The organism is Polaribacter glomeratus (assembly GCF_002954665.1).
Taxonomy (GTDB): Bacteria; Bacteroidota; Bacteroidia; order Flavobacteriales; family Flavobacteriaceae; genus Polaribacter; species Polaribacter glomeratus.
Genome location: NZ_MSCM01000002.1, coordinates 614,220 through 638,653, shown reverse-complemented (window position 1 = coordinate 638,653; position 24,434 = coordinate 614,220). Strand labels below are relative to the sequence as shown.

The following is a 24,434-nucleotide window of genomic DNA, read 5'->3' as shown; positions in this document are numbered from 1 at the left end:
TCCCCACAATAGTTACATAGAAAACATAATTTAGCAATAATTAGTAAAATTTGTATCTAATTTCTCTGCGTGAATCTCCGTGTAAACGCTCTGTGCTTCTCTGTGAAATTATTTTCCCACAATAGTTGCATATAAAACATAGTTTAGCAATAATTGGTAAAATTTGGGTCTAGCTTTTTCTTTGTGAATCTCTGCGCAAATGCTCTGTGCTTCTAAGTGAAATTATTTCCCCACAATACTTACATATAAAACATAGTTTAGCGATAATTGGTAAAATTCGTGTCTAACTTTCTCCTCGTGGACCTCTGCGAAAATACTCTGTGATTATCTGTGTAATAACTTCAAAACCAGAAAATTAATTACTAATATTTGTAGGATAATACTCTTTTATCAACCGCAATTCTGTTCTAAAAGTCAACATTTTGTCTGCAAATTTTTTAAGACTTTCTCTGCGTAATCTATCTGCATCTTCCTTGTAATAATCGTCTAAATCTTCTCTTGTATTTGCCGTGTATTGTATAGAATAAGTTTTGCCACCCATCTCCTCATCAACCAAGACTTCTGTAAACTTTGCAGAGGTAAATTTACCGGTGTTTAAAACATCCATAATATGGGTTTCCATCCAAGTTAACCATTCTTCGTGAACAGCTTCATTTATATTTATTGTTACGTTGTATATGTACATAAATCTGTGTAATTGTTTATTTGTGTAAACGTTTAATTGTAGGGTTTAACTTCGTTAAACTTTATCTCCTCTTAATTTTCTAAATTTATTTCTAGCGTCAACCAAATAAATGCTCGAAGGTTGTTCAAATATTATTTTCTGATAATATTCTTTTGCTTTTTCTATATCGATTATATCATTTGCGTACAGTTCTGCCATCATAAAATAAACATCATCGGTTAGCATTCCTTTATTATCAGCAGCAATAATTTTTTCTAAACTAAAAATTGCGTCTGTATATCTTTTTTGTTTGATAAATAATTTTGCCTGAAAAAATAACACATCATCATAAATAACCTCACCAGGTACTAGGCCATTTACCAATATTTCTTTGGATGTAAATAAGGTTTCTAATTCAGCCAAAGCTTCTAAATCTTTATTCTGATACGCCAATAATTCTGCCCTTGCCAATTGTTTTAATCCAGACGGAATAGAATCTACAGGTTCATTGTCTGTAATTTTTAAAAATAAATCTACAGCATCGTTGGCAATTAATTGTGTTGTAGAACCTTTTAATACTTTTAGTTGTGCTTTTGCCCACGTAAAATCACCTTTAAAATAACTTGTTTGGGCTACTTTATAACGCGCTTCTTGCGCCAGTTCATCATCTGCTAATTGTGTTTGAATTTGAGAAAAATAGATTAACGCTTTGTTAAAGTTTCCACTAAAAACCAATACATCGCCTAATTTTAACTTTATTCTTGCTTCGTCAAATTTTGAGCGAGAAAATGTCAATGCTTTTTCTAAAACGGCTCTTGCTTTGTCGGGATCATTTTTTGTGAAAGTTAAAAAATCTGCATATTCAACTTGTAGTTTTATCGTAAATTCGGTGATACCAAATTCTGTAAATAACGACTCGAATAATTTTTCTGTTGCCGGATCTTTTGTTGCCACACCAATTTTTGCCAAGTATAAATTTGCATCAATTTTTTCGTTGATAAAAGAAGTTTTTTGGTTGATAAAATCAAAACATAATAAAGCCGATTCAAAGTCTTTATTGTTAAAGGCTAATTTTCCTAAACTAAATATTTCTGCAAGATCAAAAGCACTTCTAGCATACAATGCTTTTTCTTGAATAAGCGCTTTACCATACTCTTTTTGTTGTGCAAATAACCAGCTCAACAAAATATTCCATTCGTTTTTAGCGTTGCCTACAGACTTTTTTAAAAGTGTTTTTTTAAATAAAATATTGGTTTCATTTTCTGAATCATCCGTAATGTATTGGCTAGCGTATCTTTGTACTAAACTGAGGTAGTTTTCGTTTTTATCAACCAACTCTAAATAGGACTCAAACATTTTTTGATAATCGCCCTTTTCTCCATAAATTTGGGCAATTTGAAAATTATAATTGGCATTGGGATTTTGTTGCATCGCTTTTTCAAAGACTAAAATAGCGTTGTCTAGCAAATTATAAAACTTAAATAGGTTGCCAATTATATTGCTGTATTCAGGATTTTTATCCAAAGAATTTATAGCTTTTTTGTAATTATAATTCGCAAGTTCTACTTGTTGCTGACGGTCGTAATTGTAGCCTAAAAAAACATATAAAAAAGCTTCAGATGCATCTTGCTGAATTCGTTTTTGAAGTAAATCTTGAGCAGATTTAAAGTTGTTAGATTCTTGATAACAGGTAATTAACTTGCTTAAATATGCGGTGTTAAACGGACTTTTATCATATAGTTTTTTAAAAATCTGAGTTGCTTTTTCAAATTCTCCTTGTCTAAAATAGGTGTCTGCCAAGAAAAAATCATTTTGATCTTCTTCTTGACTAAAACTTAAACTACTAATAGTTACTAAAATAAGTAAAAGAAAGTGCTTCATACTATTTCAAAGATACTCAACAAAAATGTTAATTTTTTAATAAAGCCATTTAACTTTCAAGTTTAGCTTGTAACATTTTGGCACGAAACTTGTCTTTATTGTAAGAACGAACCAAAAACTAAAAATCATGAACGACCTAAACTTTAAATACGAAAACGCAAAAATAAATTCTATTGAGTTTATGAAAACCGGACAAATTAGTGCTTACTTTAACGCACTTTTAGAAATGAATAAGTACAAAAGATTACTAGTTGCTGTAATTGCGAATTAGTTTGCAGTTTTCAGTCTCAGTTTTCAGTCAAAGGATAAACTGTATACTGCTACTGAAAACTATTTTATAATATCAAACCCACAATAAGGCACCAAAACATCGGGTATTTTAATTCCGTCTGCAGTTTGATAGTTTTCTAAAATTCCGGCTAAAACACGTGGTAGCGCTAAAGAACTTCCGTTTAAAGTATGCGCAAATTCACTATTGCCTTCTTTATTCTTAAAACGAAGTTTTAATCTATTTGCCTGAAAAGTTTCAAAGTTAGAAGCAGAACTAATTTCTAACCAACGGTCTTGTGCTGTAGAAAACAACTCAAAATCGAAGGTTAAAGCAGAAGTAAAACCAGTATCACCACCACACAAGCGTAAAATTCTATACGGTAATTTTAATTCTCTCAAAATATTTTTGATGTGCTCAACCATTCCGTCTAAAGCAGCATATGAAGTATCAGGATGTTCAATTCTTACAATTTCTACTTTATCAAATTGATGCAATCTATTTAAACCACGAACATGTGCGCCATAACTTCCTGCTTCACGTCTAAAACAAGGAGTGTAACCCGTGCAAAGAATAGGAAACTCAGATTCTTGCATTAAATTTCCGCGAAACATATTTGTAATTGGCACTTCTGCCGTTGGTATTAAGTATAAATCGTCTTCATTAGAATGATACATTTGTCCTTCTTTGTCTGGCAATTGGCCAGTTGCAGTTGCAGACTCAGCATTTACTAGGTGCGGAACTTGTACTTCTGTATAACCAGCTTCAATATTTTTATCTAAAAAATAATTAATTAGTGCACGTTGTAATCTTGCTCCTTTTCCTTTGTAAACAGGAAAACCTGCGCCAGCAATTTTTGTACCTAATTCAAAATCGATAATGTCGTATTTTTTTGCTAATTCCCAATGCGGCAGTGCATGTTCTCCTAAATCAGGAATAGCGCCTTCTATAAAGATTTCTTCGTTATCATCTGCCGATACACCTTGTTTTACAGATGCATGAGGAATATTAGGGATTTGATATAAAAGTGTTTGAAGCTCATCAGAAAAAAGAGTTAATTTGTCTGATAATTCTTTAGAACTTTCTTTTAATTTACCTGTTTTTTCTTTTAAAATAGTGGCTTTTTGAACTTCACCAGATTTAAAAAAAGCGCCTATTTCTTTAGAAAGTTTATTAGATTCTGCTAAAGTAGTATCGAGTTCAACTTGGGTTGCTCTTCTATTTTCATCCGCAGTTAAAACCTGCTCAATAATACTTGCTGCATTTGCAAAATTACGTTTAGCCAGTCCTTCTAAAACAGTGGCTTTGTTTTCTCTAATAAAGTTTACTTGTAACATTTTTCTTAAAATTAAGGATTGCAAATATATAATTTGTCATGTTTATTTTGGTGTAAATCAGAAATAATAAATTTGATAATAGTTGCGCTTACAACTAAAGATAGCAAAAGTAATTAGTAGTAATAGAGAGTTTTTTTGGGCGTTACCACAAGGGTCAGGCTTTCGCACTCGCTTTTTTTGTAGAAAAACAAAAAAGAGCTCAAACAATTGCTCTATCCTTAACGCGAATGATCGTTTTAGAATGTAATTAGTTTGTACAAATTTAATCTTATCAATTATTAAAGCCGTCAGTTTTTTTAAAACAAAATATAGAACTTCAAATTTATTTTTTAATAGAAACTGTTAATCAGTTATTTCAAAATAAGTCTTGTTTCTTGTCTCAATCAGCTAAGCAATCTTGTTTCTTTTATGAATTAGCAATGATTTTTAATATAATTTCTTGCAGTTTCTTCATCTTTCTTAAGTTGTTGAATTAAAATTTCAACGGAATCAAATTTTTCTTCATCCCTTAAAAAATAAATCAATTCTATGGTTAAATTTTGATCATATAGGTTTTGGTTGAAGTCAAAAAAATGAACCTCAATTGTTTGATGATTTCCATTTACAGTTGGTCTATTGCCAATGTTCATCATACCAAAAACAATTTTTTTATCAATGGTCGATTTTACTACATAAACGCCCGTTTTAGGGATTAATTTGTAGCTTTCTTTAACATCAATATTTGCAGTTGGGTAGCCAATTGAGCCACCTAATTTTTTACCGTTTACAACATTGCCATGTAGCATAAAATTATAGCCTAAATAATTGTTAGCAGTTTTTAAATTTCCACTAGCTAAAGCGCGTCTAATTTTTGTGGAACTTACAGAAACATCGTCAATATCTTGTGCCGGAATTTCTTCGACTTTAAAATCGTATAAATGACTATATTCTGTTAATTGGGTAATATTGCCTTCTCTATTTTTGCCGAAGTGATGGTCATAACCGATAATCAATTTTGATATATTTAATTGATTTACCAAAATATCTCGCACAAATTCAAGTGCCGTCATTCTAGAAAACTCCTTACTAAAAGGGTGAATAATTAAATAATCTAAACCTGTTTTTTCAAGCAAAGTTGCGCGTTCTTCAATCGTATTAATTAGTTCTAAAGTAACATCTTTTTGTAACACCATTCTCGGATGCGGAAAAAAAGTTAAAACCACCGATTTTTTATTCGCTTTTTTTGCTTCATCAATAAGTTTTTCTATAATTTTTTGATGCCCAAAATGAACACCATCAAAAGTGCCAATGGTAACATATGTTTTTTCTTTATCAGAAAAATTAGAAGTGTTTTGTACTATTTTCAAGGAAAGAAATTTTTTGTAAAGTACAAATGTACAATAACTGTAACATTAAAATTAAATAAAAGTTGATGTTCTGAGGTTCGTATTTGATAATACTAACAGTATTTTTTTATTAAAACCATAAATTTCTTACTGATATATTCATAAATTCAAAAAAAATTGTATTTTCGTCTAAGTTAACAAATAATTCAAATTATGATAAAAAAGATTTTACTAGTTGCATTTATTGCTCTTGGTAGTTTAGCAATGGTTGGTCAAACCACTGTTACCGGAACAGTTAAAGATGCAAAGACAGGAGATTTACTCCCTGGGGCAAATATTAAAATTTCTAGAAAGGCAGTGGGAACAAGCACTGACTTTGATGGAAATTTTGTACTATCGGTTACCGAAAAACCGCCCTTTACCATTGAGGTTTCTATGATTGGTTTTCAAACCAAAAGTGCAGAAATCACTAAAAACAACCAAAAAGTAGAGATTAACTTAACAGAAAACGAAACGTCTTTAGATGAGATCGTTGTTTCTGCTTCGAGAACTCCAGAACGTATTATGGAATCTCCAGTAACCGTTGAAAGAATGGATGCTAGAGCAATTAAAAACACTTCTTCACCAACTTTTTATGATGGTTTAGAAAATTTAAAAGGAGTAGACGTTAACACAAACAGTTTAACATTTAAATCTGTAAACACAAGAGGTTTTGCCACATTTTCTAATACGCGTTTTATGCAGTTAGTAGATGGTATGGACAATTCATCACCAGCATTAAACTTTGCTATTGGTAACCTTTTAGGAATGTCTGAATTAGATGTTAAAACGGTAGAGTTATTACCAGGTGCATCTTCTGCATTATATGGTGCAAATGCTTTTAACGGTATTATGTTTATGACAAGTAGAAGCCCTTTTGAAGACCAAGGAATTAGTTTTTCTTATAAGCAAGGAGTTACAAGTCAAGAAGCAGCAGGTAATAATGATGTTCATGATCTTAACATTAGAATGGCGTATGCTTTTTCTAATAAATTAGCTGCAAAAGTATCTTTAGCATATTTAAAAGGTACAGAGTGGTATGCAACAGATTATAGAAACACTGCAGACGGTGCTTATGCTCCAGGAACAAGAAGTGAAATTCCACAAAATAGTGATGACCCAAATTATGACGGTGTAAACATCTATGGTGATGTTGCTTCTGCATTTTTAGCACCTGCTATTGGTACTGTTAGTAGAACAGGTTATAAAGAGGTAGATTTAATAGATTACTCAGCAAAGAGTGTTAAGTTTAGTGGTGCTGTTCATTACAGACCTTTTGGTGATGACAGATTGGAAGTTATTGTAAACTCTAAGTTTGGTACAGGAAATACAATCTATCAAGGAGGACAAAGATATAGTATCAAAAATTTCTATTTAGCACAGCATAAATTAGAGTTTAAAGGTAAAAACTTCTTTGTTAGAGGATATACAACTAATGAAAATGCAGGAGATTCTTACAATACTCTATTTGCAGCACTAAACATAAATAGAGCTTGGAAATCAGATGCACAATGGTTTCAACAATATGCTGGTGCCTACCTTGGTTCTGTACCAGGTGTAGAAGCGTCAAGTCATGCAGCGGCAAGAACGTTTGCTGATACTGGTAGATTTATGCCAGGAACTCCAGAATTTGAAGAAGCTTACCAAAGTGTAATTGCAAATCCAGATTTAAAAACAGGAGCAAAATTTAGAGATGAAACTAAATTATATCACGGAGATGTAAATTACAACTTTCAAGATGTTACAGATTGGGCAGAAGTTCAGGTAGGAGGATCTTACAGAAGATATGAATTAAATTCTTTTGGAAATATTTTTACAGATTCAGATGGACCTATTATTTATGATGAATTTGGTGTTTACACACAGGCTCAAAAGAAATTTTTAGAAGATGATCGTTTAAAATTAACAGCTTCTGTTCGTTATGATAAGGCACAAAATTTTGATGGTAATTTTTCTCCAAGAGTATCTATGGCATATGCAGGTGGTGAAAATAAAAATCAAAACTTTAGAGCTTCTTTTCAAACAGGTTTTAGAAACCCAACAACACAAGATCAATATATTGGTTTAGATGTAGGTTCTGCAATTTTAGTTGGCTCTGCAGCCGATAATTTAGATAGATTTTCTGATGAGTATCAAGATGCAAATGGAAATACTTTTACATTAACAGGTAGAGACGCTTATCAAGAATCGTATACAATTGCATCTGTTTTAAGTGGAGCACCAGAAAAAGCAAATGTTTCGCTTGTAGCACCAGAAAAAGTTACAGCATACGAAGTTGGTTATAGAGGTCTTCAAAAAATAGGAGAATCAAGATTTACTATCGATTTAAGTGTGTATTATAACGTATACCAAGATTTTATTTCTGCTAAAGATGTTAGAGTAGTTTTAGACAAAAGTTTAACAGGAAACGATTTAGCGACAGCATTAAATACTAGAGGAAATTATAGAGAGTTTACAACATATACAAATTCAAAAGCAGACATTAATTCTTACGGAGCTTCTATAGGAGTAAATACAAAAGTATTTGGCGGTTTTGATTTTGGTGTAAACTATACTTATGCTAAATTTGATTTTGACCAAGCGTCTGATCCAGATTTTGAAGCAGGTTTTAACACACCAGAAAATAAAGTAAAATTAGAGTTTGGTAAAACAGATCTATTTAAAAACTTTGGTTTTAATGTAAATGCAAGATGGCAAGATGATTTTTTCTGGGAATCTACTTTCGTAGACGGATTAATCGAAGCTAGAACAGTTATAGATGCGCAAGTAAACTATACGGTACCAGCATGGAAATCTATATTTAAAGTAGGTGGGGCAAACTTAACTGGTCAAGAGTTTAGAAGTGCGCCAGGTGTTGGTGCAGTTGGATCTCAGTATTATGTTTCTTGGACAATAAATAATTAAAAAATAGTAAATAGATGAAAAATTATAAATATATAGGTTTGTTTCTTTTATCATTAAGCATTGCTTCTTGTGATGTTAATAATGAATTAGAACCAATTCTTGAAGAGGCGATGCCTCAAGTACAGTTAAATACAAATGGATTAGATTTTACTAGATACATTTCTATAGGAACTTCTTTAACAGCTGGTTTTACAGATGGAGCTTTGTTTAAAGCAGGTCAAGAAAATTCTTTTCCGAATATTTTGGCAGAAAAATTTGGTGTTACAGGTTTTAAACAACCTTTAATGAATGATAATATTGGTGGTTTTGTTTTTAACGGAACAGCAGTTTTAGCCCCAAGATTTTATTTTAATGGAGCTGCTCCTACACCACTACCAGCTTTACCAACAACACAATTTGGAGCTCGTGTTGCTGGGCCTTTTAATAATTATGGTTTACCAGGAGCAAAAAGTTTTCATTTAGGTATTGCTGGTTATGGCGCATTAAATCCTTATTTTGGTAGAATGGCCTCTAGTGCTTCTGCTACCGTTATGGGTGACGCTTTAGCGCAAGACCCAACATTTTTTACGCTAGATATAGGCGCAAATGATGTTTTATTTTATGCAACTAATGGAGGTGCTGGAGCCGACCAAACAGGTAATTTTAATCCTGCAACTTATGGACCAAATGATATTACTGATCCTAATGTATTTGCAAGCCTTTTTTCTGGTATGGTAACTGCTTTAACAGCTAAAGGAGCAAAAGGAGTTGTTACAAATGTACCTAATGTTACAGATGCAGCTAATTTTAAAACGATACCTTTTAATGCAATTCCTTTAAATGCTGCTACAGCAGCTCAATTAAATGGAGCTTTTGCAGCGTATAACGGTGGATTACAACAGCTTTTAGCAGCAAAAAACGCAGGTTTATTACCTGCTCAAGTTTTACCTTTATTAGCTAACTTTAATCAGGCAGAGGTTGATAAAAGAAAAGTTACTTTTGTTGCAGGTCAAAATGCGGTTTTAATTTTAGATGAAAATTTATCTAATTTAGCACCTATTAACCCAGGTTTAACAAAGATGAGACAGGCTACTTCGGCTGATTTATTACTATTAGCTAGTAGACCAGTTTTAGGAACTACAGTTGGTGGAAATCCTCAGTTAATTAATGGAGTTTCTGTACCTTTAGAAGATAAATGGGTTTTAACACCACAAGAACAAGCGTTAATAAAAACAGCTACAGATGCATATAATGCAACTATAGCTGCAGTTGTAGCATCTAATCCAAATATTGCCCTTGGTGATATTAATGGCCTTTTAACAGACGTAACTAAAGGTGTTATGTTTGATAATTATATGTTGACGGCTAACCTTGTAACTGGTGGTTTTTTCAGTTTAGACGGTGTGCACCCAACAGGAAGAGGTTATGCATTGGCTGCTAACAGAATTTTAGCAGCTATGGATGTTAAGTTTGGTACTAACTTTACTACTGCCACTAATGGTTTAGCTAAAGCGGATGATCATCCTACAAACTATACACCATCGTTGAGATAGATTTTAAAAAAAATAAATAATATATAAAAGGTTGAGAATTTTCTCAACCTTTTTTTATTTTATAAAGCTTTGTAATTTATTAAATAATGCTTGTAATTCTTTTGGTGGATTTCCATGATCAAAGGGTGATGAAACATAGCTTGTGTCATTTTTTTTGATAGTAAAATTAGCAATTAACGCACCATCATAAAACCGCTTATCAGAAGGAGCTTTTAAATTGGAGATCTCAGAGAGTTTAATTTTTGAGAGAATCTCGTTTATAGTATTTGCATCAATCTTGCTTAAAACTATTGATTTATCTTCTGTAGTAGATTTAAAAGTAACCGTACGCTCTTTAAAATGAATGTTTATAAAGCTACCTCTCGTTTTAGCCTCATAATAAACATCATAAATTGCGGTATCAATATCCTTTTGAACAGAACAGCTCATAAATAATAGTATAAACGGAATGGTTATTTTAAGTAGAATATTCATTTTCAATTGTTTTTTAGATTTTTAAAGATATAAAAAAGTATTCTAATTTAAGAGTTGGTAAAAATCTATTACTAGCGTAACATACTAAAAATAAGGAGCGGTAAAGTTGGCTAATTTTCATCTTTTTGTGCTTTGAAGATTTGTTAATTGTGCTATTACAACAGCAAAAACCAATAATTATAAAATTAGACACATTTAAGTTTACCTGAAAAGGGCATTTAAGTTTTATAAATAATCTTTAAATAAATGTATTTTTAAACCTAAATATATGATGTAAAGTTATTAAAGTGCAAAGTTACACCACAAAAAAAGTTTGGAAAAAAACAGACTTACTAAATTTTATTTCATCTTTTTTTTAAAATAAAACCTAAAAAAGCCCTGTTTTTCAATGTTTTTCATGAAAAATAGTGCCTTTTTTTTACTAATAGCTTAACTAAACCACATATAAATGAAAGTAAACAATTAATCAATGTACATTTGCAGATCTATAAGAAACAAAATTTACATTTTTTAAATATTATCAATGTCATTTAAAGACCTAGGTTTATCAGATGCTTTAGTAAAAGCAGTAGAAGAAAAAGGATACACTGTTCCTACTTCAATTCAACAAAAAGCAATTCCTGTTATTTTAGAAGGAAAAGATATTTTAGCTTCCGCACAAACAGGAACAGGTAAAACAGCTGGTTTTACCTTGCCTATTTTACAATATTTATCTGAAACAAAACACCCAAAATACAGACCTTTACGCGTGTTAGTTTTAACACCAACAAGAGAATTAGCAGCTCAAGTGCACGACAATGTTAGAGAATACAGCAAATATGTAAATGTAAAATCTGCCGTAGTTTTTGGAGGTGTAAAAGCAGCAAGTCAAATTAAAACGTTAAAACAAGGTGTAGATATTTTAGTTGCTACTCCTGGTAGGTTATTGGATTTACATGATCAAAAAGCAGTGTCTTTTAACAGGATTGATGTGCTAATTTTAGATGAAGCAGACAGAATGTTAGACATGGGTTTTGCTAGAGATTTAAACAAGCTTATTAGTTTTATGCCTGCAAAGCGTCAAAATTTGATGTTTTCTGCTACCTTTTCTAATGATATTAAAAAATTGGCAGCGGGTATTTTAAGAAATCCGGTTTCTGTAGAAACGGCTCCACAAAATTCTACGGCTCAAAAAGTATCGCACAAAGTTTTTAACGTTGATAAAAATGACAAAACAACGTTACTTATTAAACTGATAAAAGACGGAAATTGGACCCAAGTTTTAGTTTTTACAAGAACAAAACATGGTGCTAATAAATTGACAGAAAAATTAATTAAAGCAGGAATTTCTGCAGCCGCAATTCACGGTAATAAAAGTCAAGGTGCTAGAACAAAAGCGTTAAAAAACTTTAAAGACAATAGCATTAAAATTTTAGTAGCAACAGATATTGCTGCTCGTGGTTTAGACATTCCTTTATTACCGCATGTTATTAATTACGAATTACCAAATGTACCAGAAGATTATGTACATAGAATTGGTAGAACAGGTAGAGCTGGTGCTGCAGGAGAAGCAATTTCGTTGGTTTGTAGTGAAGAAACTGAATACCAAAATGAAATTGAAAAAATACTAAACGAGAAATTAAAAACTACCGTTTTAGAAGGTTTTGAACCTACAGATACTGCACCTGCTAAAAGAGCTGCAACGCAAAGTAAAGGTTCTTTTGGTAAGAAAAGCAAGAGCTCTAATTCTCAAGGAAATAGGCCAAAAAACAAACCACATTTTAAAGGAAATAAAACAGAAAGCACCACGGGAAGAGGTAGAACTGGCGCTCCTAAAAAGAAAAGATAGTAAACAAGAATTTTACAGTTTGCACAGGTTATTGTGCTAAAATTTTAAATAGTATATCCTACAAGGTTTTAAAACTTTGTAGGATTTTTTTTACCATAGAAATTTTGAAAACTTCTCAAAACATTCTAATAAATTCCTAATTTGCGTTAGGGATTGAAATGGCATCCTTTTTGCCTTTTTAGGCAAAAAGATATAATAAAAAGCCCGCTCGAACGCCCTAAAAATACCGCTAAATCTATTTTAGCTTTTTAGAATAAACCTGATGATGTGCAGAATCAAGGTCTGTTTGCTTTAATAATTGCTACCTTTGTTTTTAAATTCAGATACGCATGAAATACCATCTAATAGACTCACAACTTTTTATTAAAAACCGTAAAAATTTTGCTTCACAAATGAAGTCAAATAGTTTAGCGGTTTTTAACTCGAACGATATTTATCCAATTGGCGCAGATAGCACAATGCCTTTTGAGCAACACCGCGATATTTTTTATCTAAGTGGTGTAGATCAAGAAGAAAGTGTATTATTATTGTTTCCAGATTGTCCAAATCCAGATTTAAGAGAAGTTTTATTTGTAACAGAAACAAATGATCATATTGCCGTTTGGGAAGGTGAAAAACTAACTAAAGAAGCTGCTTTTAAAACAAGCGGAATTACAACTGTTTATTGGTTGCAAGATTTAGAAAAAATCTTGTTTGAAATGACCACGTATTGCGATACATTTTACATTAATACCAACGAACATTACAGAGCTTCTGTAGAAACAGAAACACGTGAAAACCGTTTTACAAAATGGTTATTGGCAAAATATCCTGCACATGCTGTGGCAAAAAGTAATCCTATTTTACAACGTTTACGAGCTGTAAAAGATCCTATTGAATTAGATTTAATGCAGCAGGCTTGTAACATTACAGAAAAAGGTTTTAGAAGGGTTTTAGACTTCGTGAAACCCGGTGTCTGGGAATATGAAATTGAAGCAGAGTTAATTCACGAATTCATTAGAAATAGATCTAAAGGATTTGCGTACACACCAATAATTGCCTCGGGAAATAATGCCAATGTATTGCATTATGTAGAAAATAATCAGCAATGTAAAGAAGGCGATTTAATTTTGTTTGATATTGCCGCAGAATACGCAAATTATAAAAGTGATTTATCTAGAACAATTCCAGTTTCTGGGCGTTTTACAGATCGACAAAAAGCAGTTTATAATGCTGTAAATCACGTTAAAAAAGAAGCTACAAATATGTTACTTCCGGGAACTATTTGGAAAGAATATCACAAAGAAGTTGGAAACGTAATGACATCAGAATTGTTAAAATTAGGTTTACTAGACAAAGCGGATGTGCAAAGTGAAGACCCAAAATGGCCAGCATATAAAAAATATTTTATGCATGGAACCAGCCACAATATTGGTTTAGACACGCATGATTATGGTTTATTACACGAGCCAATGAAAGCAAATATGGTGTTTACTGTAGAACCCGGAATTTACATTCCTAAAGAAGGTTTTGGAATTCGTTTGGAAGATGATGTTGTTGTTCAAGAAAAAGGAACTCCTTTTAATTTAATGGGAAATATACCTATTGAAGCGGATGAAATTGAGGAATTGATGAATCGTTAATTGATTATTATATTTTAAAAAGCGAGTTTTTTAAAACTCGCTTTTTTTGTTTTAGTACGTTTTATCGATTTAATCTACCAGTAACATTTCCTTCTAAAATAGATAATACATCTTTTTCATTTGCATAGTTAACATCTCCAGAATAGGTGTGTTTTATCGCGCAAGCGGCGTTCCCAAATTCCATTGCTTTGTCGTCATTAAAATTTAATAAACCATGAATTATTCCGGCTGCAAAAGCATCACCTGTGCCAATTCTATCAACAATATGCGTAATATCTAATTCAGTAGTTTCCTTAAATTCTAAGCCATTCCACATTCTTGCTTTTATCTTATGCCAAGAAGAATTAATAGAGGTTCTAATTTTATCAAAAACTTTTTCTATGGATGGAAATTTAACCATTAACGCTTTACTAGCCTCAATAAAATCTTCGTTGGAATACGAATACGTTGTGCCTAAAAGTTCATTCATTTCATTTACTCCGCCAATAAAAACGGTTGAATAATTAATTAATTCTGATAAAACTTCTTTTGCATCTTCTCCATATTTCCATAAACCACTTCTATATGTTGGATCTGCGGAAACGGTCATTCCTTTTTTTCTTGCTAATTTTAAACCTTCTAATAGTGTTTGATGACTGCCATTGTTTAATGCAGGCGTAATCCCTGTCCAATGAAACCATTTACCATTTTCAAGTGCTTTTTCCCAATTTACCATTGAAGGTACAATTTCTGAAAAAGAAGAATGAGAACGATTATAAGAAATAGAACTTGGTCTCATAACTGCACCAACTTCTAAGAAATAAACACCTAAAGGTCTTGAAGAACGAACGATTGATGAAGTATCTAAGTCGAATTTATTTAAGTAAGAAACTGCTGTATCACCAATAAAATCGTCAGAAATGCTAGAAATATGTTTTACATTTCCGCCAAAATTGGCAAGAGAAATTCCAACATTTAATTCTGTGCCGCCAAAGTAAAACTCTACAGCATTCGATTGTATAAATTTTTTGTTTCCGATAGGAGATATTCGCATTAATACCTCACCAAACGTTATAATTTGCTTCATTTTAATTTTTTTTAAAAAGTAAATATAAAAAAATATAAAACTTAAAGAGGTTTAAAAGAATCTAATTTATAGAAGAAATAAAGCGAATGGTTTGATGATTAAAGGTTTGTGGTTGCTCAACATTAACTACATGACCACAATTTTCAATTACAAATAACGAAGAGGTTAGATGTTTAGAAACTATGTTTTTTATTGAAGGCAAAAACAAATGATCTTCTGCACCCATAATATAAAAAGTAGGAATATTTATATCTTTTGTTCTAAAAAAACGCAATAACGGGTTAATTTCTGATGTTAATTTAAACCAACGTATAAACTCTTTTTGATATAATTTTTTAGCTTCGTTAACAAAAAGTAATCTAGATTTTTTATGATTTTTTCTTGGCATTATAATAAATGCAAAGAGTTTATAAAGTAACATATATGGCACTACCGATTTAAAAACGACGCCAACTTTGATAAGTACCTGTGAGCGAAAATTGAGCTTAATAATTGCGCCGCCCATAATCATACTTTTAACTAATTCGGGTCTTTTTTCGGCTAAATTTCGTATTAAAATTGTACCTAATGAAATACCTATAAAGTGCGATTTTTGAATTTTTAAATGTTCAATAACTTCAACAATATCTACCGTAATTGAATCAAATGTATATTTAGAGTTAAACGTGTCTTTTAATTTTGGTTTGCTATTGCCATGACCTCTTAAGTCTAAAATTAAAACATTAAAATGCTTTTTAAAATCGCGAATTTGTTTGTACCAAATAGAACTACTGCCTCCTGCTCCGTGAACAAAGGTTACCCATTCTTTAGAGGTTGTATGTGGATATGAATAGTAGTTTAACAAATAATTTTTTTAAATATATAAAACTAAATACAAAAATAGGGCTTTTAATTTTGATAATTCGACAATGTAAAAAATTGATGTTTTAATATTATTTTTTGATTTAAAATATAGATGTTGAACTATTTAAAGGCTAATTTATTTTACTCTTTCTTAAATTAATTACCCGATAAAAAAGGTGTCTAAAAATGAGTAAACTTTTATTTAGACAATAGACCTTATGAAAGTCACCTTTAGAACATCAGATATCTCAATAGTTTAAATTTTGACTTAAATTATTACAATAAAGGATTAATTTGTCTTTTATTTTTTTTAAATTTGCATAATAAATAGAATTATGTTTTCAAAAACGTGTGAATATGGCTTAAGAGCTGTTATTTTTATTGCTTTAGAATCTAATGTAGATAAAAAAGTTAGTATTACTGCAATAGCCGATGCTATAGAATCGCCACAAGCATTTACAGCAAAAATTCTACAACAACTTACAAAAAATAAAATAGTACAATCTATAAAAGGACCAAATGGAGGCTTTTTTATTGATGATAAAAGTCTAAAAACAGTAGCTTTGAGTAACATAGTAGCCGTTTTAGACGGAGATGCTATTTATACTGGTTGTGGTTTAGGACTGCACCAATGCAATGATAAAAAACCTTGTCCGCTACACTTTAAGTTTGTAGAAATAAGAGAAAATTTAAAGAAAATGTTAGAAAGTACTACATTATTTGAACTTGCTACAGACATGAATTTAAAAGAGTATTTTCTAAAAAATTAAAAAAATTTAACAAAATAAAAGATATAAAGGCCTTTTAATATTAATAATAAATCATAATAATAACACACATGATTACAGCTTCAATAAACGATAATATTATCTATAAGAAAGATAAGCCAGCAATAACCCTGCTTTTAGAAACAGCAACAACTAAAGAAATAAGAATTGTTATGCGAGAAACACAAGAGATGAAAGAGCATTCTGCACCTAAACCAATAGTAATAGAAATTTTTGAAGGCGAGATTCTTTTTGGCGTTCATCAAAAGGAATTACGGCTAAAAAAAGGTGATTTAATTGCCTTAGATGCAAATGTGCCTCATAATTTATTGTGTAAAAAAGATGCAATTGTTAGACTTACAATTGCAAAAACAGACTCTATAAATAGGGTAAATAAAGTGATATCATAATTTATAAAGACAGCATAATGAAAAAAATTTGGATAGCTTTTACAAGCGTAATCGTACTCTCTTTTGCAGTACTAATTTGGGTAGGAACACAGGTGTATCAAAAACAACCACCCATTCCTGATAAAGTTTTAGTGAAAGATACAAATGAAGTTTTTTACACCAAAGAAGACATACAAATAGGACAAAATGTTTGGGAATCTATTGGTGGTATGGAAGTTGGCTCAATTTGGGGTCACGGAAGTTATGTGGCACCAGATTGGTCTGCAGATTGGATTCATAGAGAAGCGGTTTTTATGCTAGATCTTTGGGCTCAAAGAGATTTTAATCAGAAATACAACGCTTTAGATGTAGAGCAAAAAGCAGCTATTAAAGCACGTTTAATAAAAGATGTTAAAACGAATACCTATAATTCTGCTACAAAAACCATCATAATATCTAAAGAAAGAGTAGCTGCCATTAACAATAATATACAGCACTTTAGCCAGGTTTTCTCAAAAGGAAACGAACGATATGCAATTCCCGAAGGTGCTTTAACAGATGAAGCAAAATTAAAACAATTAAACGCGTTTTTCTTTTGGACCTCTTGGGCCGCAAGTACAAATAGACCAGAAAAGGATTATACCTATACTTCTAACTGGCCACATGAGCCTTTAATTGATAATAATATTACAGACAGCTCAATTATTTGGTCTGGTTTATCAATCGTTTTGTTACTTGTTTTTATCGGAATATTGACGTTCTATTACTTGAGAAATCATGAAAAAGGAGAATCTTTAACAAAACCAGATTCAGATCCTTTGGCAAATATGACTTTAGCAAAATCTCAAAAAGCGGTATTAAAATACTTTTTTGTAATCTCTTTGCTAATTGGTTTGCAAGTAATCTTAGGAATCATAACGGTGCATTATACCGTTGAAGGGCAAAGTTTCTTTGGTTTCAATTTAGCAAAATATTTACCCTATTCTGTAAGTAGAACTTGGCATACACAATTAGCTGTTTTTTGGATTGCAGCAACCTGGTTGGCAACCGGATTATTTTTAGCGCCAATGATTTCTAAAAAAGAGATGAAATATCAACTTTTTGGAATCAATTTTCTTTTTGTCGCATTAATCGTTATTGTTTTCGGTTCTATGATAGGTGAATGGTTAGGAGTTCATCAATTTTTAGACTTAACAACCAACTTTTTCTTTGGTCATCAAGGATATGAATACATGGATTTAGGAAGATTCTGGCAAATATTTTTAGGAATCGGTCTTGTTTTATGGGTTGCGATGGTAAGTAGACACATTATCTATGCGATTCAAAAAAATGACGAATCTAAACATTTATTAATTATCCTATTAATATCTGTAATGGCCATTGGTATGTTTTTCTTTTCTGGATTAATGTACGGAGAAAACAGCAGTTTACCTGTCATAAATTATTGGCGATGGTGGTTAGTTCACTTATGGGTAGAAGGTTTTTTCGAAGTTTTTGCAACTGTGGTGATCGCTTTTATTTTCTCTAGAATGGAAATAATATCACCTAAAACTGCTGGTAGAGTTTCTATAGCTTCTGCTTCAATCTTTTTAGCTGGCGGAATTATTGGTACGTTACATCATTTATACTATTCTGGCACACCCATACAAGCAATTGCTTTAGGTGCTACATTTAGCGCTTTAGAAGTTGTTCCGTTAACATTAATGGGATTCGAAATTAGAGAAAACTGGAGTCTTTTAAAAAGTAAAAAATGGATTCAGAATTATAAATGGCCTATATTTTTCTTTATTGCCGTTTCTTTTTGGAACTTTTTAGGCGCTGGGGTTTTTGGTTTTTTAATTAATCCGCCAATTGCATTGTATTATATTCAAGGTTTAAATACCACTGCAGTTCATGCACACACCGCTTTATTTGGCGTGTATGGCATGTTAGGAATGGGCTTTATAATAATCTGTTTGCGCTTTTATTCTGATAGAGTTTGGAGCAGTACAAAACTAAAAAGAGCGTTTTGGTTTCTAAATATCGGTTTGGTAGCGATGGTCGTTTTAAGTTTATTACCCATAGGAATTATACAGGCGTATACTTCAATAACAGAGGGATATTCTTTTGCAAGATCATCAGATCTTCTATACTCGCCAACAATACAAACCTTAAAATGGATGCGAATGATTGGAGATATCCTCTTTTCTATAGGAATCTTTTATTTCTGTTGGTTTACAATTGATGAAGTAATGTATAATTATAAACGAAAAAAATAGTTTTACTAAAAGAGGCGATCAGAAATGGTCGCCTTTTTTTATTTTATTTCTAATTTATAACCAACACCGTGAACATTTATAAGCTGAATAGAAGCGTCATCTTTTAATTTTTTTCTAAGTTTTGAAATATACGTATCTAAACTTCTGCCTACAAAAACACCATGATCTTCCCAAACTTTTTTGGTTAATTCTTCTCTTTTTATAATCTTATTTGGGTTCGCCACAAAGATTTCTAGCAACTCACATTCCTTTTTAGAAAGGCTAATTTCTTTGGATTTTTGCATCAATTTATGTTGCTTCGGATAAAAACTAAAAACACCTATTGAAATAAAATCTGTATCCTTTTCTTCAATTTTAGCAACTGATTTTCTAGTGTAAGAAAACCAAAATCCTACAAGAAAAATAACTACAATAATAAGTAACAAATTCCGATTAAAAGTACTCGTTTTTATATCTGTAAAAATAATTTCTACCTGATAACAATCTACAGGTAAAACCCTTCCAATACAAGGGATAATATTTTTTTCTGATTCGTTTTTAACTATACACAACATCATTCGTAGCACATTGTATAACTTCTACAAAATAATTTTTGGGAAAATCTGATTTTTGGAATGCATTTTTCACAACCGAAACCAAAATTTCTGGATTAATATAAAGGTGCTTTTCAAATGAAATTTGATACTTATTTTCCGTGATTTTATTAACTGGTAAAATTAAAGTAATGGAATCTTTATTTGATAGCAATATTTGATGACCAATAGCTCTTAAAGCTACTTTTACTTTCTTAGAAAATAGTTCATTATTGTTTTCCGATTTAGAGAAATTCCAAAAACAAAAAATAGCAAAAGCAATACATAGCATTAAAAAAATCTTCTTTTTGTTGATCATAAGTGCAAATAACACACAATTGATTCAATTTTTATAACAGTTTACATTTCTTTTACATTTTTTTGACACTTTTTAGCTGATGTTGAGATAGTTTTACAGAAAGAACAAACTCTTAAAAAAACCATATGAAAAAAGCATTTCTAATTATTACCTTATTCTGTTCATTTTTTCTTTCTGCACAAGAAACTGAAAAAGAAAATTTAATAAAATTAGACAGCACTTGGGGAAAAGAAGTATTCCCTTTTCCGATTCGTTTTGCGCAAGAGATTAACTATACAGGTCTTGCAGAAGTTCGTTTTCCACCAAAAGGTTGGCGAACTCCAGAACACATTTTTTTCTGGTCTTATACCTATGCTTGGAGTATTAATTATGATAAAAATATGACAGAAAATCAGTTAGCTTCTGATTTAGAAAAATACTTTGATGGCTTAAATAGTGTTTCTGAAACCAATAATTTAAATCAAAAAGCAACCGCAACAATTGTTAAAACAATAACAGAAAAAACCATCACTTTTTTTGAAGGTAAAGTAGCTACGTATGATCATTTTGCAACAAGTAAGCGATTTGTTTTAAACGTAAAAATAGCAAGTCATTTTTGTGAAAAGACTCAAAAAACGTTACTACTTTTTAAATTTTCGCCAAAAGAATTTACACATAAAGTTTGGCAAACTTTAAATGAAATTGAGTTAGAAAAAGGCTTTTGTAAAAACTAAAAAAGGCGAGCATTGCAGCTCGCCAAACTTAATTTAAACTTACTTTACAATTAAAGTATATTGTGGTGTTGGGTTTAAAGGACAAAAATATACATATTCCCCTTTTTTAAGCGTTACAGATTTAGAGTTTTGCTTTGTGTTGTTCTTTACTTGTTCTGTTACGTATGCATTTTTAATGTGCGCTTTTACATCCGATTTTGGCGCTAATACAAAACCAACATTATGACCAACATTATTATTATTAATTTCAAAAATGTAAGTTCCTTCTGCTAACGTTATTTGTTTCTGTGTAAACTCACCTTTTGTTTGTTCTAAAGAAACTGTTTTTACCTCTTGCGCATTTGTGTTAAATGTAAAGCCAAATGCAAGTACTATTATTGCTACTAATTTTTTCATGTTTTCTGATGTTTTAAATGTTTAAATTTTAATTATACGGTTGCTATTTCTAAAGGTTGTGCTACTGGAAAATCTACTGCAACAGCTGTTGTTTTATGAAAGTAATTGGTAATTGTAATTTCGCCAATTAAAATAATTGCATCTGCTAAATTTCCTTTTGTGTAGCCCGCAGCATATAAGTTTTCAACGGTTTCTTGAGTTGCAGCTCCTCTGTTAATAGTACTATTTCTTGCAAACTTTGCTAATGCATCTAATTTTGCGTCAAAAGTAGCTTTACCAGCTCTTAATTCTAAAATTTGATTTTCTGTAAAACCATTCATTTTTCCAATTGCAGTGTGTGCAGATAAACAATAAACGCATTCGTTTACTTGACTTACAGCTAAATTAATTACTTCTTTTTCTTTTGCTGAAAAACTTGTTTTTCCGTTTCCGATTGCTAAAAAATTACCTAAAGCAGTTTCACTATGTGCAAATGCTGCATATAAATTTGGAACAAAACCCAATCCTTTTTCTAATTGAGTAAAGATTGCTTGGTTATTTTCTGATACTTCGTTTTTTGTTGGTACGTTAAATGTGCTCATAATTTTATTTTAGATTGTTTTATTATTAATTTTTAGCTTTGTTTATATTGATGTTTTGCATTCGCAAAGTTGCTGATTTGGGTTTTGCTCATCGTATGTTTGATATTCCCAACAGTTTGGACATTGCACGTTTTTTATTGTTTTCATTTTTGTTGATTTTTTAATTACTTCTCTTTGACACTGCAAAGGTGCAACCGATAGTAACCTTAAAAATTGGACAAAAGTTCCTTCTGTTTGGACACGGAAAAAAAGCTGGTAAAAAGCACGCGTGAAGGATAGAGCAAATTGTTTGAGCTCTTTTTAAGTTTGATAAAACTTAAAAAAGCGAGTTGCGAAAGCCTGACCTGCAAGGGCACGCCCAAGTTGCTAGTACTATTAAAAAGAGGAATAAAACAACGTTAATACTCTTTTTTAAACTGCAATGGAGATTTTAAAATTGCCTTTGTAAAGAAGCGTGTAAAATATGCAGGATCGTTAAAACCGAGCTCAAAAGCAATTTCTTTTACAGTTTTATCTGTGTAAATTAATTGACGCTTGGCTTGTAATAAAATACGGTTTTTAATAAAAGCTGATGGCGTTTTTGTGCCTAATTTTTGAAAGTGTTTGGTAATCGATTTAGGAGAAATTCCCAATCGATTTGCATAGGCTGTTACCGAATGTAGTGTTTTAAAATTTTGCTCTACTAACAAACTAAAATCTTTAAAAAGACGCGTTTCTGTATCGTCTTTAATAACGCGATTTTCTTTTTTAACACGAACGGCACAAATAATAAATTGCTTTAAATAGGCTTGCAACATATCATAATGCGCAGTTGCCGGCTGCTGAAATTCTTCTATGAGACTTTCTAAAATAAAATTAAGTTTTGCAGCGTCCTTTTTACAAGGCTTTACAAACGGCGTTTCATAAATATTGTTGAAGAGAATTCCGTTACAAGCCACTTCTTGATCGTGGGTTTGTATGCAGTAAAAACCGCTAACAAAAGTTAGCTTGTATGCTGTTTTTATTTGTTCGGAATCTACGGTGAATATTTGGCCAGGAGAAAGAAAAAACACAACATTATCATTAAAAGTATATTGTTCAAAATCGATATTATAGGTTCCTTTTCCTTCCTGAATCCAATAAATAGAATAGGCATTTTGGGACACAGAATGCTCTATTGTACAGGCTTTTTTAAACTGAACTGAACTTAAAGAGAAAGTTTCTTTAAAAGAGTATTTTACGATTTCTTGAATTGCCATATTTTTTGTTGTGGTTTGTTGGTCGTAAAAGTTGGTGAAACTTTAATATTTTTTAACGAATAGATTGAGAATGTAACCTTTTTCAAATTTTTTTACAAACAACTTTTTTGTATCAGCTTTTTATTTTTTTAATTAAGGTGATGTATTGTAAGAGTCTAATGAATTGTAATATTATTTTTAAGACCAAGAAAAAAGGCTCCACTTTTGCAGAACCTTTTTTAGTTATTTTTAATTTAAAATCGCTACGTCAAAAGAGAAGGCGATCGTTTTTTTTGATGATTGAATTCAGGTTTTAATAGCTAGTTAGGCATTTTAACTGAATTCATCTGCAATGTTACTGCTGTTTGTGCTAGCAACCTTCCGTTAACACTTGCACCTGTTTGCACAGCAATTGAAGTTTTACCTAATAAGCTTCCTTGAAACGAACTTGTTGTACCTAAAGTAACAGCACCCGCAGTTTGCCAAAAAATATTTTTAGCCTGAACGCCATTCGTTAAAAGAATTTCAGCTCCAGAACCCATATCAAAAGTTTCTGCAATCTGAAATATAAATATAGAATCTTCGTTACCTTTAAGTTCTAAAACACCATTAAGTAAAACTGCGCTTGTCCATTTATAAACGCCTGGTGATAGTGTCATTCCTGTTATATTACCAGCTCCTAAATTTGTTTTATCTGCACTACTAGCGCGCCCTGCGATATCTGTATATGCAGTTTCCATATCTCCAACAGCGGTTGACAATCTAGAAGGCGCAGTTATTTTACAAGCTGGGCCGGCAGCATTTACGGTGTATATAGTACCTGTTACTTCTTCACAAGTTAATAAAAGTGCGGCACCTGTTATTGGGCTTGTTCCTACATCTCCTTTAATATCAGATTGTCTAACATTCGTAATTCCTGATTTTGTAAGAATTACAAACTCTCCGGCAACACCTAAATTGATTCCTTCCGATTTTTTAGAACTAATAACTGGTTCTAATTTAGTTTTAGTTGATGAATTAATCGGTGTCATCAAAGTAGTTTCTTCTGCTGTATCACAGCTCGACAGTACTCCAATCAAGAACATTGCTAAGATTGGCATTAATTTTAATAATTTCATAATTTTGGTTAGGTTAAGTTAGTGATTAAATAATTTTTATGCTTAAAATTGAGAATTTAACAATTTTTACATATGACAAACTTACAACTAAATATCTCTAAAAACGGGTTATACTACTTTTTTTGCAACTTAAATACCTGAAATACAGCGGTAATAGGTTTTAGCCAAACGCTTTATCGTAAAACCTCTACAGTTTTGTTTTCAAAATGATCTTATTACGAAGTGTTTGTTTCTTTTTAATCTTAAAAAAATGAAGCTTATTAATGCTTTTTTTAGAAGTTTAAATAGCTGAAATATGAAGATTCTTTTTTGTAGTATTAG

Annotated in this window: 22 protein-coding genes; 9 read left to right on the top strand and 13 right to left on the bottom strand. The window is 31.3% G+C overall.

Annotated features, from left to right (window positions below; translation table 11 throughout):
* Positions 1-355 precede the first annotated feature (355 nt).
* Both BTO16_RS12800 and BTO16_RS12795 read right to left on the bottom strand, forming a co-directional pair.
* The gene (locus tag BTO16_RS12800; RefSeq protein ID WP_105022065.1) at positions 356-685 is read right to left on the bottom strand and encodes a DUF4286 family protein; all 330 of its coding nucleotides are present in this window, start codon (positions 683-685) and stop codon (positions 356-358) included.
* A gap of 54 nt (positions 686-739) precedes the next feature.
* Positions 740-2,545, bottom strand: coding sequence for a tetratricopeptide repeat protein (locus tag BTO16_RS12795; protein ID WP_105022064.1), 1,806 nt, complete (start codon positions 2,543-2,545; stop codon positions 740-742).
* Positions 2,546-2,672: 127 nt separating this feature from the next.
* On the opposite strand from BTO16_RS12795, the gene BTO16_RS17660 reads away from it, so the two are divergent.
* Complete coding sequence (locus tag BTO16_RS17660; protein ID WP_170064471.1) at positions 2,673-2,816, top strand: hypothetical protein; 144 nt, start codon at positions 2,673-2,675, stop codon at positions 2,814-2,816.
* Positions 2,817-2,875: 59 nt separating this feature from the next.
* Here the strand turns inward: BTO16_RS17660 and serS are convergent, their stop codons facing one another.
* Positions 2,876-4,150, bottom strand: a complete 1,275-nt coding sequence (serS, locus tag BTO16_RS12790; RefSeq protein WP_105022063.1) for a serine--tRNA ligase — start codon at positions 4,148-4,150, stop codon at positions 2,876-2,878.
* Positions 4,151-4,563: 413 nt separating this feature from the next.
* A complete protein-coding gene (locus tag BTO16_RS12785; protein WP_105022062.1) occupies positions 4,564-5,496 on the bottom strand; it encodes a bifunctional riboflavin kinase/FAD synthetase in 933 nt (310 codons plus the stop codon).
* 192 nt (positions 5,497-5,688) lie between these two features.
* On the opposite strand from BTO16_RS12785, the gene BTO16_RS12780 reads away from it, so the two are divergent.
* On the top strand, positions 5,689-8,418 hold the full coding sequence (locus BTO16_RS12780; RefSeq protein WP_105022061.1) for a TonB-dependent receptor: 2,730 nt from the start codon (positions 5,689-5,691) through the stop codon (positions 8,416-8,418).
* 14 nt (positions 8,419-8,432) lie between these two features.
* Positions 8,433-9,950, top strand: a complete 1,518-nt coding sequence (locus tag BTO16_RS12775) for an SGNH/GDSL hydrolase family protein (RefSeq protein WP_105022060.1) — start codon at positions 8,433-8,435, stop codon at positions 9,948-9,950.
* Positions 9,951-10,004: 54 nt separating this feature from the next.
* Here the strand turns inward: BTO16_RS12775 and BTO16_RS12770 are convergent, their stop codons facing one another.
* Positions 10,005-10,424: a hypothetical protein gene (locus tag BTO16_RS12770; RefSeq protein ID WP_146105407.1), complete on the bottom strand. Its 420-nt coding sequence runs from the start codon at positions 10,422-10,424 to the stop codon at positions 10,005-10,007.
* A 523-nt stretch (positions 10,425-10,947) separates the two neighbouring features.
* On the opposite strand from BTO16_RS12770, the gene BTO16_RS12765 reads away from it, so the two are divergent.
* Together BTO16_RS12765 and BTO16_RS12760 are read left to right on the top strand one after the other, a co-directional pair.
* Positions 10,948-12,252, top strand: a complete 1,305-nt coding sequence (locus tag BTO16_RS12765) for a DEAD/DEAH box helicase (protein WP_105022058.1) — start codon at positions 10,948-10,950, stop codon at positions 12,250-12,252.
* Between the two features lie 329 nt (positions 12,253-12,581).
* Positions 12,582-13,874 (top strand): aminopeptidase P family protein, encoded by a 1,293-nt coding sequence (locus BTO16_RS12760; protein WP_105022057.1) that lies wholly within the window; start codon positions 12,582-12,584, stop codon positions 13,872-13,874.
* A gap of 61 nt (positions 13,875-13,935) precedes the next feature.
* Here the strand turns inward: BTO16_RS12760 and BTO16_RS12755 are convergent, their stop codons facing one another.
* Both BTO16_RS12755 and BTO16_RS12750 read right to left on the bottom strand, forming a co-directional pair.
* The gene (locus BTO16_RS12755) at positions 13,936-14,940 is read right to left on the bottom strand and encodes a sugar kinase (RefSeq protein ID WP_105022056.1); all 1,005 of its coding nucleotides are present in this window, start codon (positions 14,938-14,940) and stop codon (positions 13,936-13,938) included.
* A gap of 61 nt (positions 14,941-15,001) precedes the next feature.
* Positions 15,002-15,784, bottom strand: coding sequence for an alpha/beta fold hydrolase (locus BTO16_RS12750; protein WP_105022055.1), 783 nt, complete (start codon positions 15,782-15,784; stop codon positions 15,002-15,004).
* Between the two features lie 334 nt (positions 15,785-16,118).
* Here BTO16_RS12750 and BTO16_RS12745 point away from each other — a divergent pair, with 334 nt between their 5' ends.
* From BTO16_RS12745 to BTO16_RS12735, 3 genes are all read left to right on the top strand, one after another.
* The gene (locus BTO16_RS12745) at positions 16,119-16,553 is read left to right on the top strand and encodes an RrF2 family transcriptional regulator (RefSeq protein WP_105022054.1); all 435 of its coding nucleotides are present in this window, start codon (positions 16,119-16,121) and stop codon (positions 16,551-16,553) included.
* Between the two features lie 68 nt (positions 16,554-16,621).
* Complete coding sequence (locus tag BTO16_RS12740; RefSeq protein WP_105022053.1) at positions 16,622-16,960, top strand: cupin domain-containing protein; 339 nt, start codon at positions 16,622-16,624, stop codon at positions 16,958-16,960.
* Positions 16,961-16,977: 17 nt separating this feature from the next.
* A complete protein-coding gene (locus BTO16_RS12735) occupies positions 16,978-19,197 on the top strand; it encodes a nitric-oxide reductase large subunit (RefSeq protein ID WP_105022052.1) in 2,220 nt (739 codons plus the stop codon).
* A gap of 38 nt (positions 19,198-19,235) precedes the next feature.
* Here BTO16_RS12735 and BTO16_RS17885 read toward each other — a convergent pair whose 3' ends face one another.
* Positions 19,236-19,754: a winged helix-turn-helix domain-containing protein gene (locus BTO16_RS17885; RefSeq protein ID WP_245892112.1), complete on the bottom strand. Its 519-nt coding sequence runs from the start codon at positions 19,752-19,754 to the stop codon at positions 19,236-19,238.
* Positions 19,735-20,088, bottom strand: a complete 354-nt coding sequence (locus BTO16_RS17880; protein ID WP_245892111.1) for a hypothetical protein — start codon at positions 20,086-20,088, stop codon at positions 19,735-19,737. Before BTO16_RS17880 ends, BTO16_RS17885 begins: the two co-directional genes overlap by 20 nt.
* A gap of 125 nt (positions 20,089-20,213) precedes the next feature.
* Between BTO16_RS17880 and BTO16_RS12725 the strand changes: the two genes are divergently transcribed.
* Positions 20,214-20,801: a hypothetical protein gene (locus BTO16_RS12725; protein WP_105022051.1), complete on the top strand. Its 588-nt coding sequence runs from the start codon at positions 20,214-20,216 to the stop codon at positions 20,799-20,801.
* Positions 20,802-20,840: 39 nt separating this feature from the next.
* On the opposite strand, the gene BTO16_RS12720 is transcribed toward BTO16_RS12725, so the two are convergent.
* The 4 genes from BTO16_RS12720 to BTO16_RS12705 form a co-directional block, all read right to left on the bottom strand.
* Positions 20,841-21,197 (bottom strand): cupredoxin domain-containing protein, encoded by a 357-nt coding sequence (locus tag BTO16_RS12720; RefSeq protein WP_105022050.1) that lies wholly within the window; start codon positions 21,195-21,197, stop codon positions 20,841-20,843.
* A gap of 32 nt (positions 21,198-21,229) precedes the next feature.
* Positions 21,230-21,778 carry a carboxymuconolactone decarboxylase family protein gene (locus tag BTO16_RS12715; protein ID WP_105022049.1) on the bottom strand — a complete coding sequence of 183 codons (549 nt, stop codon included), beginning with the start codon at positions 21,776-21,778 and terminating at the stop codon, positions 21,230-21,232.
* Positions 21,779-22,176: 398 nt separating this feature from the next.
* On the bottom strand, positions 22,177-23,016 hold the full coding sequence (locus BTO16_RS12710; protein ID WP_105022048.1) for a helix-turn-helix domain-containing protein: 840 nt from the start codon (positions 23,014-23,016) through the stop codon (positions 22,177-22,179).
* Between the two features lie 299 nt (positions 23,017-23,315).
* On the bottom strand, positions 23,316-24,113 hold the full coding sequence (locus BTO16_RS12705) for an ice-binding family protein (RefSeq protein ID WP_105022047.1): 798 nt from the start codon (positions 24,111-24,113) through the stop codon (positions 23,316-23,318).
* Between the last annotated feature and the right edge of the window lie 321 nt (positions 24,114-24,434).

Coding starts and splice junctions, on each gene's coding strand:
- BTO16_RS12775 (WP_105022060.1), top strand. CDS start 8,433: ATGAAAAATTATAAATATATAGGTTTGTTTCTTTTATCATTAAGCATT.
- BTO16_RS12705 (WP_105022047.1), bottom strand. CDS start 24,113: ATGAAATTATTAAAATTAATGCCAATCTTAGCAATGTTCTTGATTGGA.
- serS (WP_105022063.1), bottom strand. CDS start 4,150: ATGTTACAAGTAAACTTTATTAGAGAAAACAAAGCCACTGTTTTAGAA.
- BTO16_RS12735 (WP_105022052.1), top strand. CDS start 16,978: ATGAAAAAAATTTGGATAGCTTTTACAAGCGTAATCGTACTCTCTTTT.
- BTO16_RS12725 (WP_105022051.1), top strand. CDS start 20,214: ATGAAAAAAGCATTTCTAATTATTACCTTATTCTGTTCATTTTTTCTT.
- BTO16_RS12715 (WP_105022049.1), bottom strand. CDS start 21,778: ATGAGCACATTTAACGTACCAACAAAAAACGAAGTATCAGAAAATAAC.
- BTO16_RS12720 (WP_105022050.1), bottom strand. CDS start 21,197: ATGAAAAAATTAGTAGCAATAATAGTACTTGCATTTGGCTTTACATTT.
- BTO16_RS12800 (WP_105022065.1), bottom strand. CDS start 685: ATGTACATATACAACGTAACAATAAATATAAATGAAGCTGTTCACGAA.
- BTO16_RS17885 (WP_245892112.1), bottom strand. CDS start 19,754: ATGATGTTGTGTATAGTTAAAAACGAATCAGAAAAAAATATTATCCCT.
- BTO16_RS12710 (WP_105022048.1), bottom strand. CDS start 23,016: ATGGCAATTCAAGAAATCGTAAAATACTCTTTTAAAGAAACTTTCTCT.
- BTO16_RS12780 (WP_105022061.1), top strand. CDS start 5,689: ATGATAAAAAAGATTTTACTAGTTGCATTTATTGCTCTTGGTAGTTTA.
- BTO16_RS12770 (WP_146105407.1), bottom strand. CDS start 10,424: ATGAATATTCTACTTAAAATAACCATTCCGTTTATACTATTATTTATG.
- BTO16_RS17660 (WP_170064471.1), top strand. CDS start 2,673: ATGAACGACCTAAACTTTAAATACGAAAACGCAAAAATAAATTCTATT.
- BTO16_RS12745 (WP_105022054.1), top strand. CDS start 16,119: ATGTTTTCAAAAACGTGTGAATATGGCTTAAGAGCTGTTATTTTTATT.
- BTO16_RS17880 (WP_245892111.1), bottom strand. CDS start 20,088: ATGATCAACAAAAAGAAGATTTTTTTAATGCTATGTATTGCTTTTGCT.
- BTO16_RS12740 (WP_105022053.1), top strand. CDS start 16,622: ATGATTACAGCTTCAATAAACGATAATATTATCTATAAGAAAGATAAG.
- BTO16_RS12795 (WP_105022064.1), bottom strand. CDS start 2,545: ATGAAGCACTTTCTTTTACTTATTTTAGTAACTATTAGTAGTTTAAGT.
- BTO16_RS12765 (WP_105022058.1), top strand. CDS start 10,948: ATGTCATTTAAAGACCTAGGTTTATCAGATGCTTTAGTAAAAGCAGTA.
- BTO16_RS12755 (WP_105022056.1), bottom strand. CDS start 14,940: ATGAAGCAAATTATAACGTTTGGTGAGGTATTAATGCGAATATCTCCT.
- BTO16_RS12760 (WP_105022057.1), top strand. CDS start 12,582: ATGAAATACCATCTAATAGACTCACAACTTTTTATTAAAAACCGTAAA.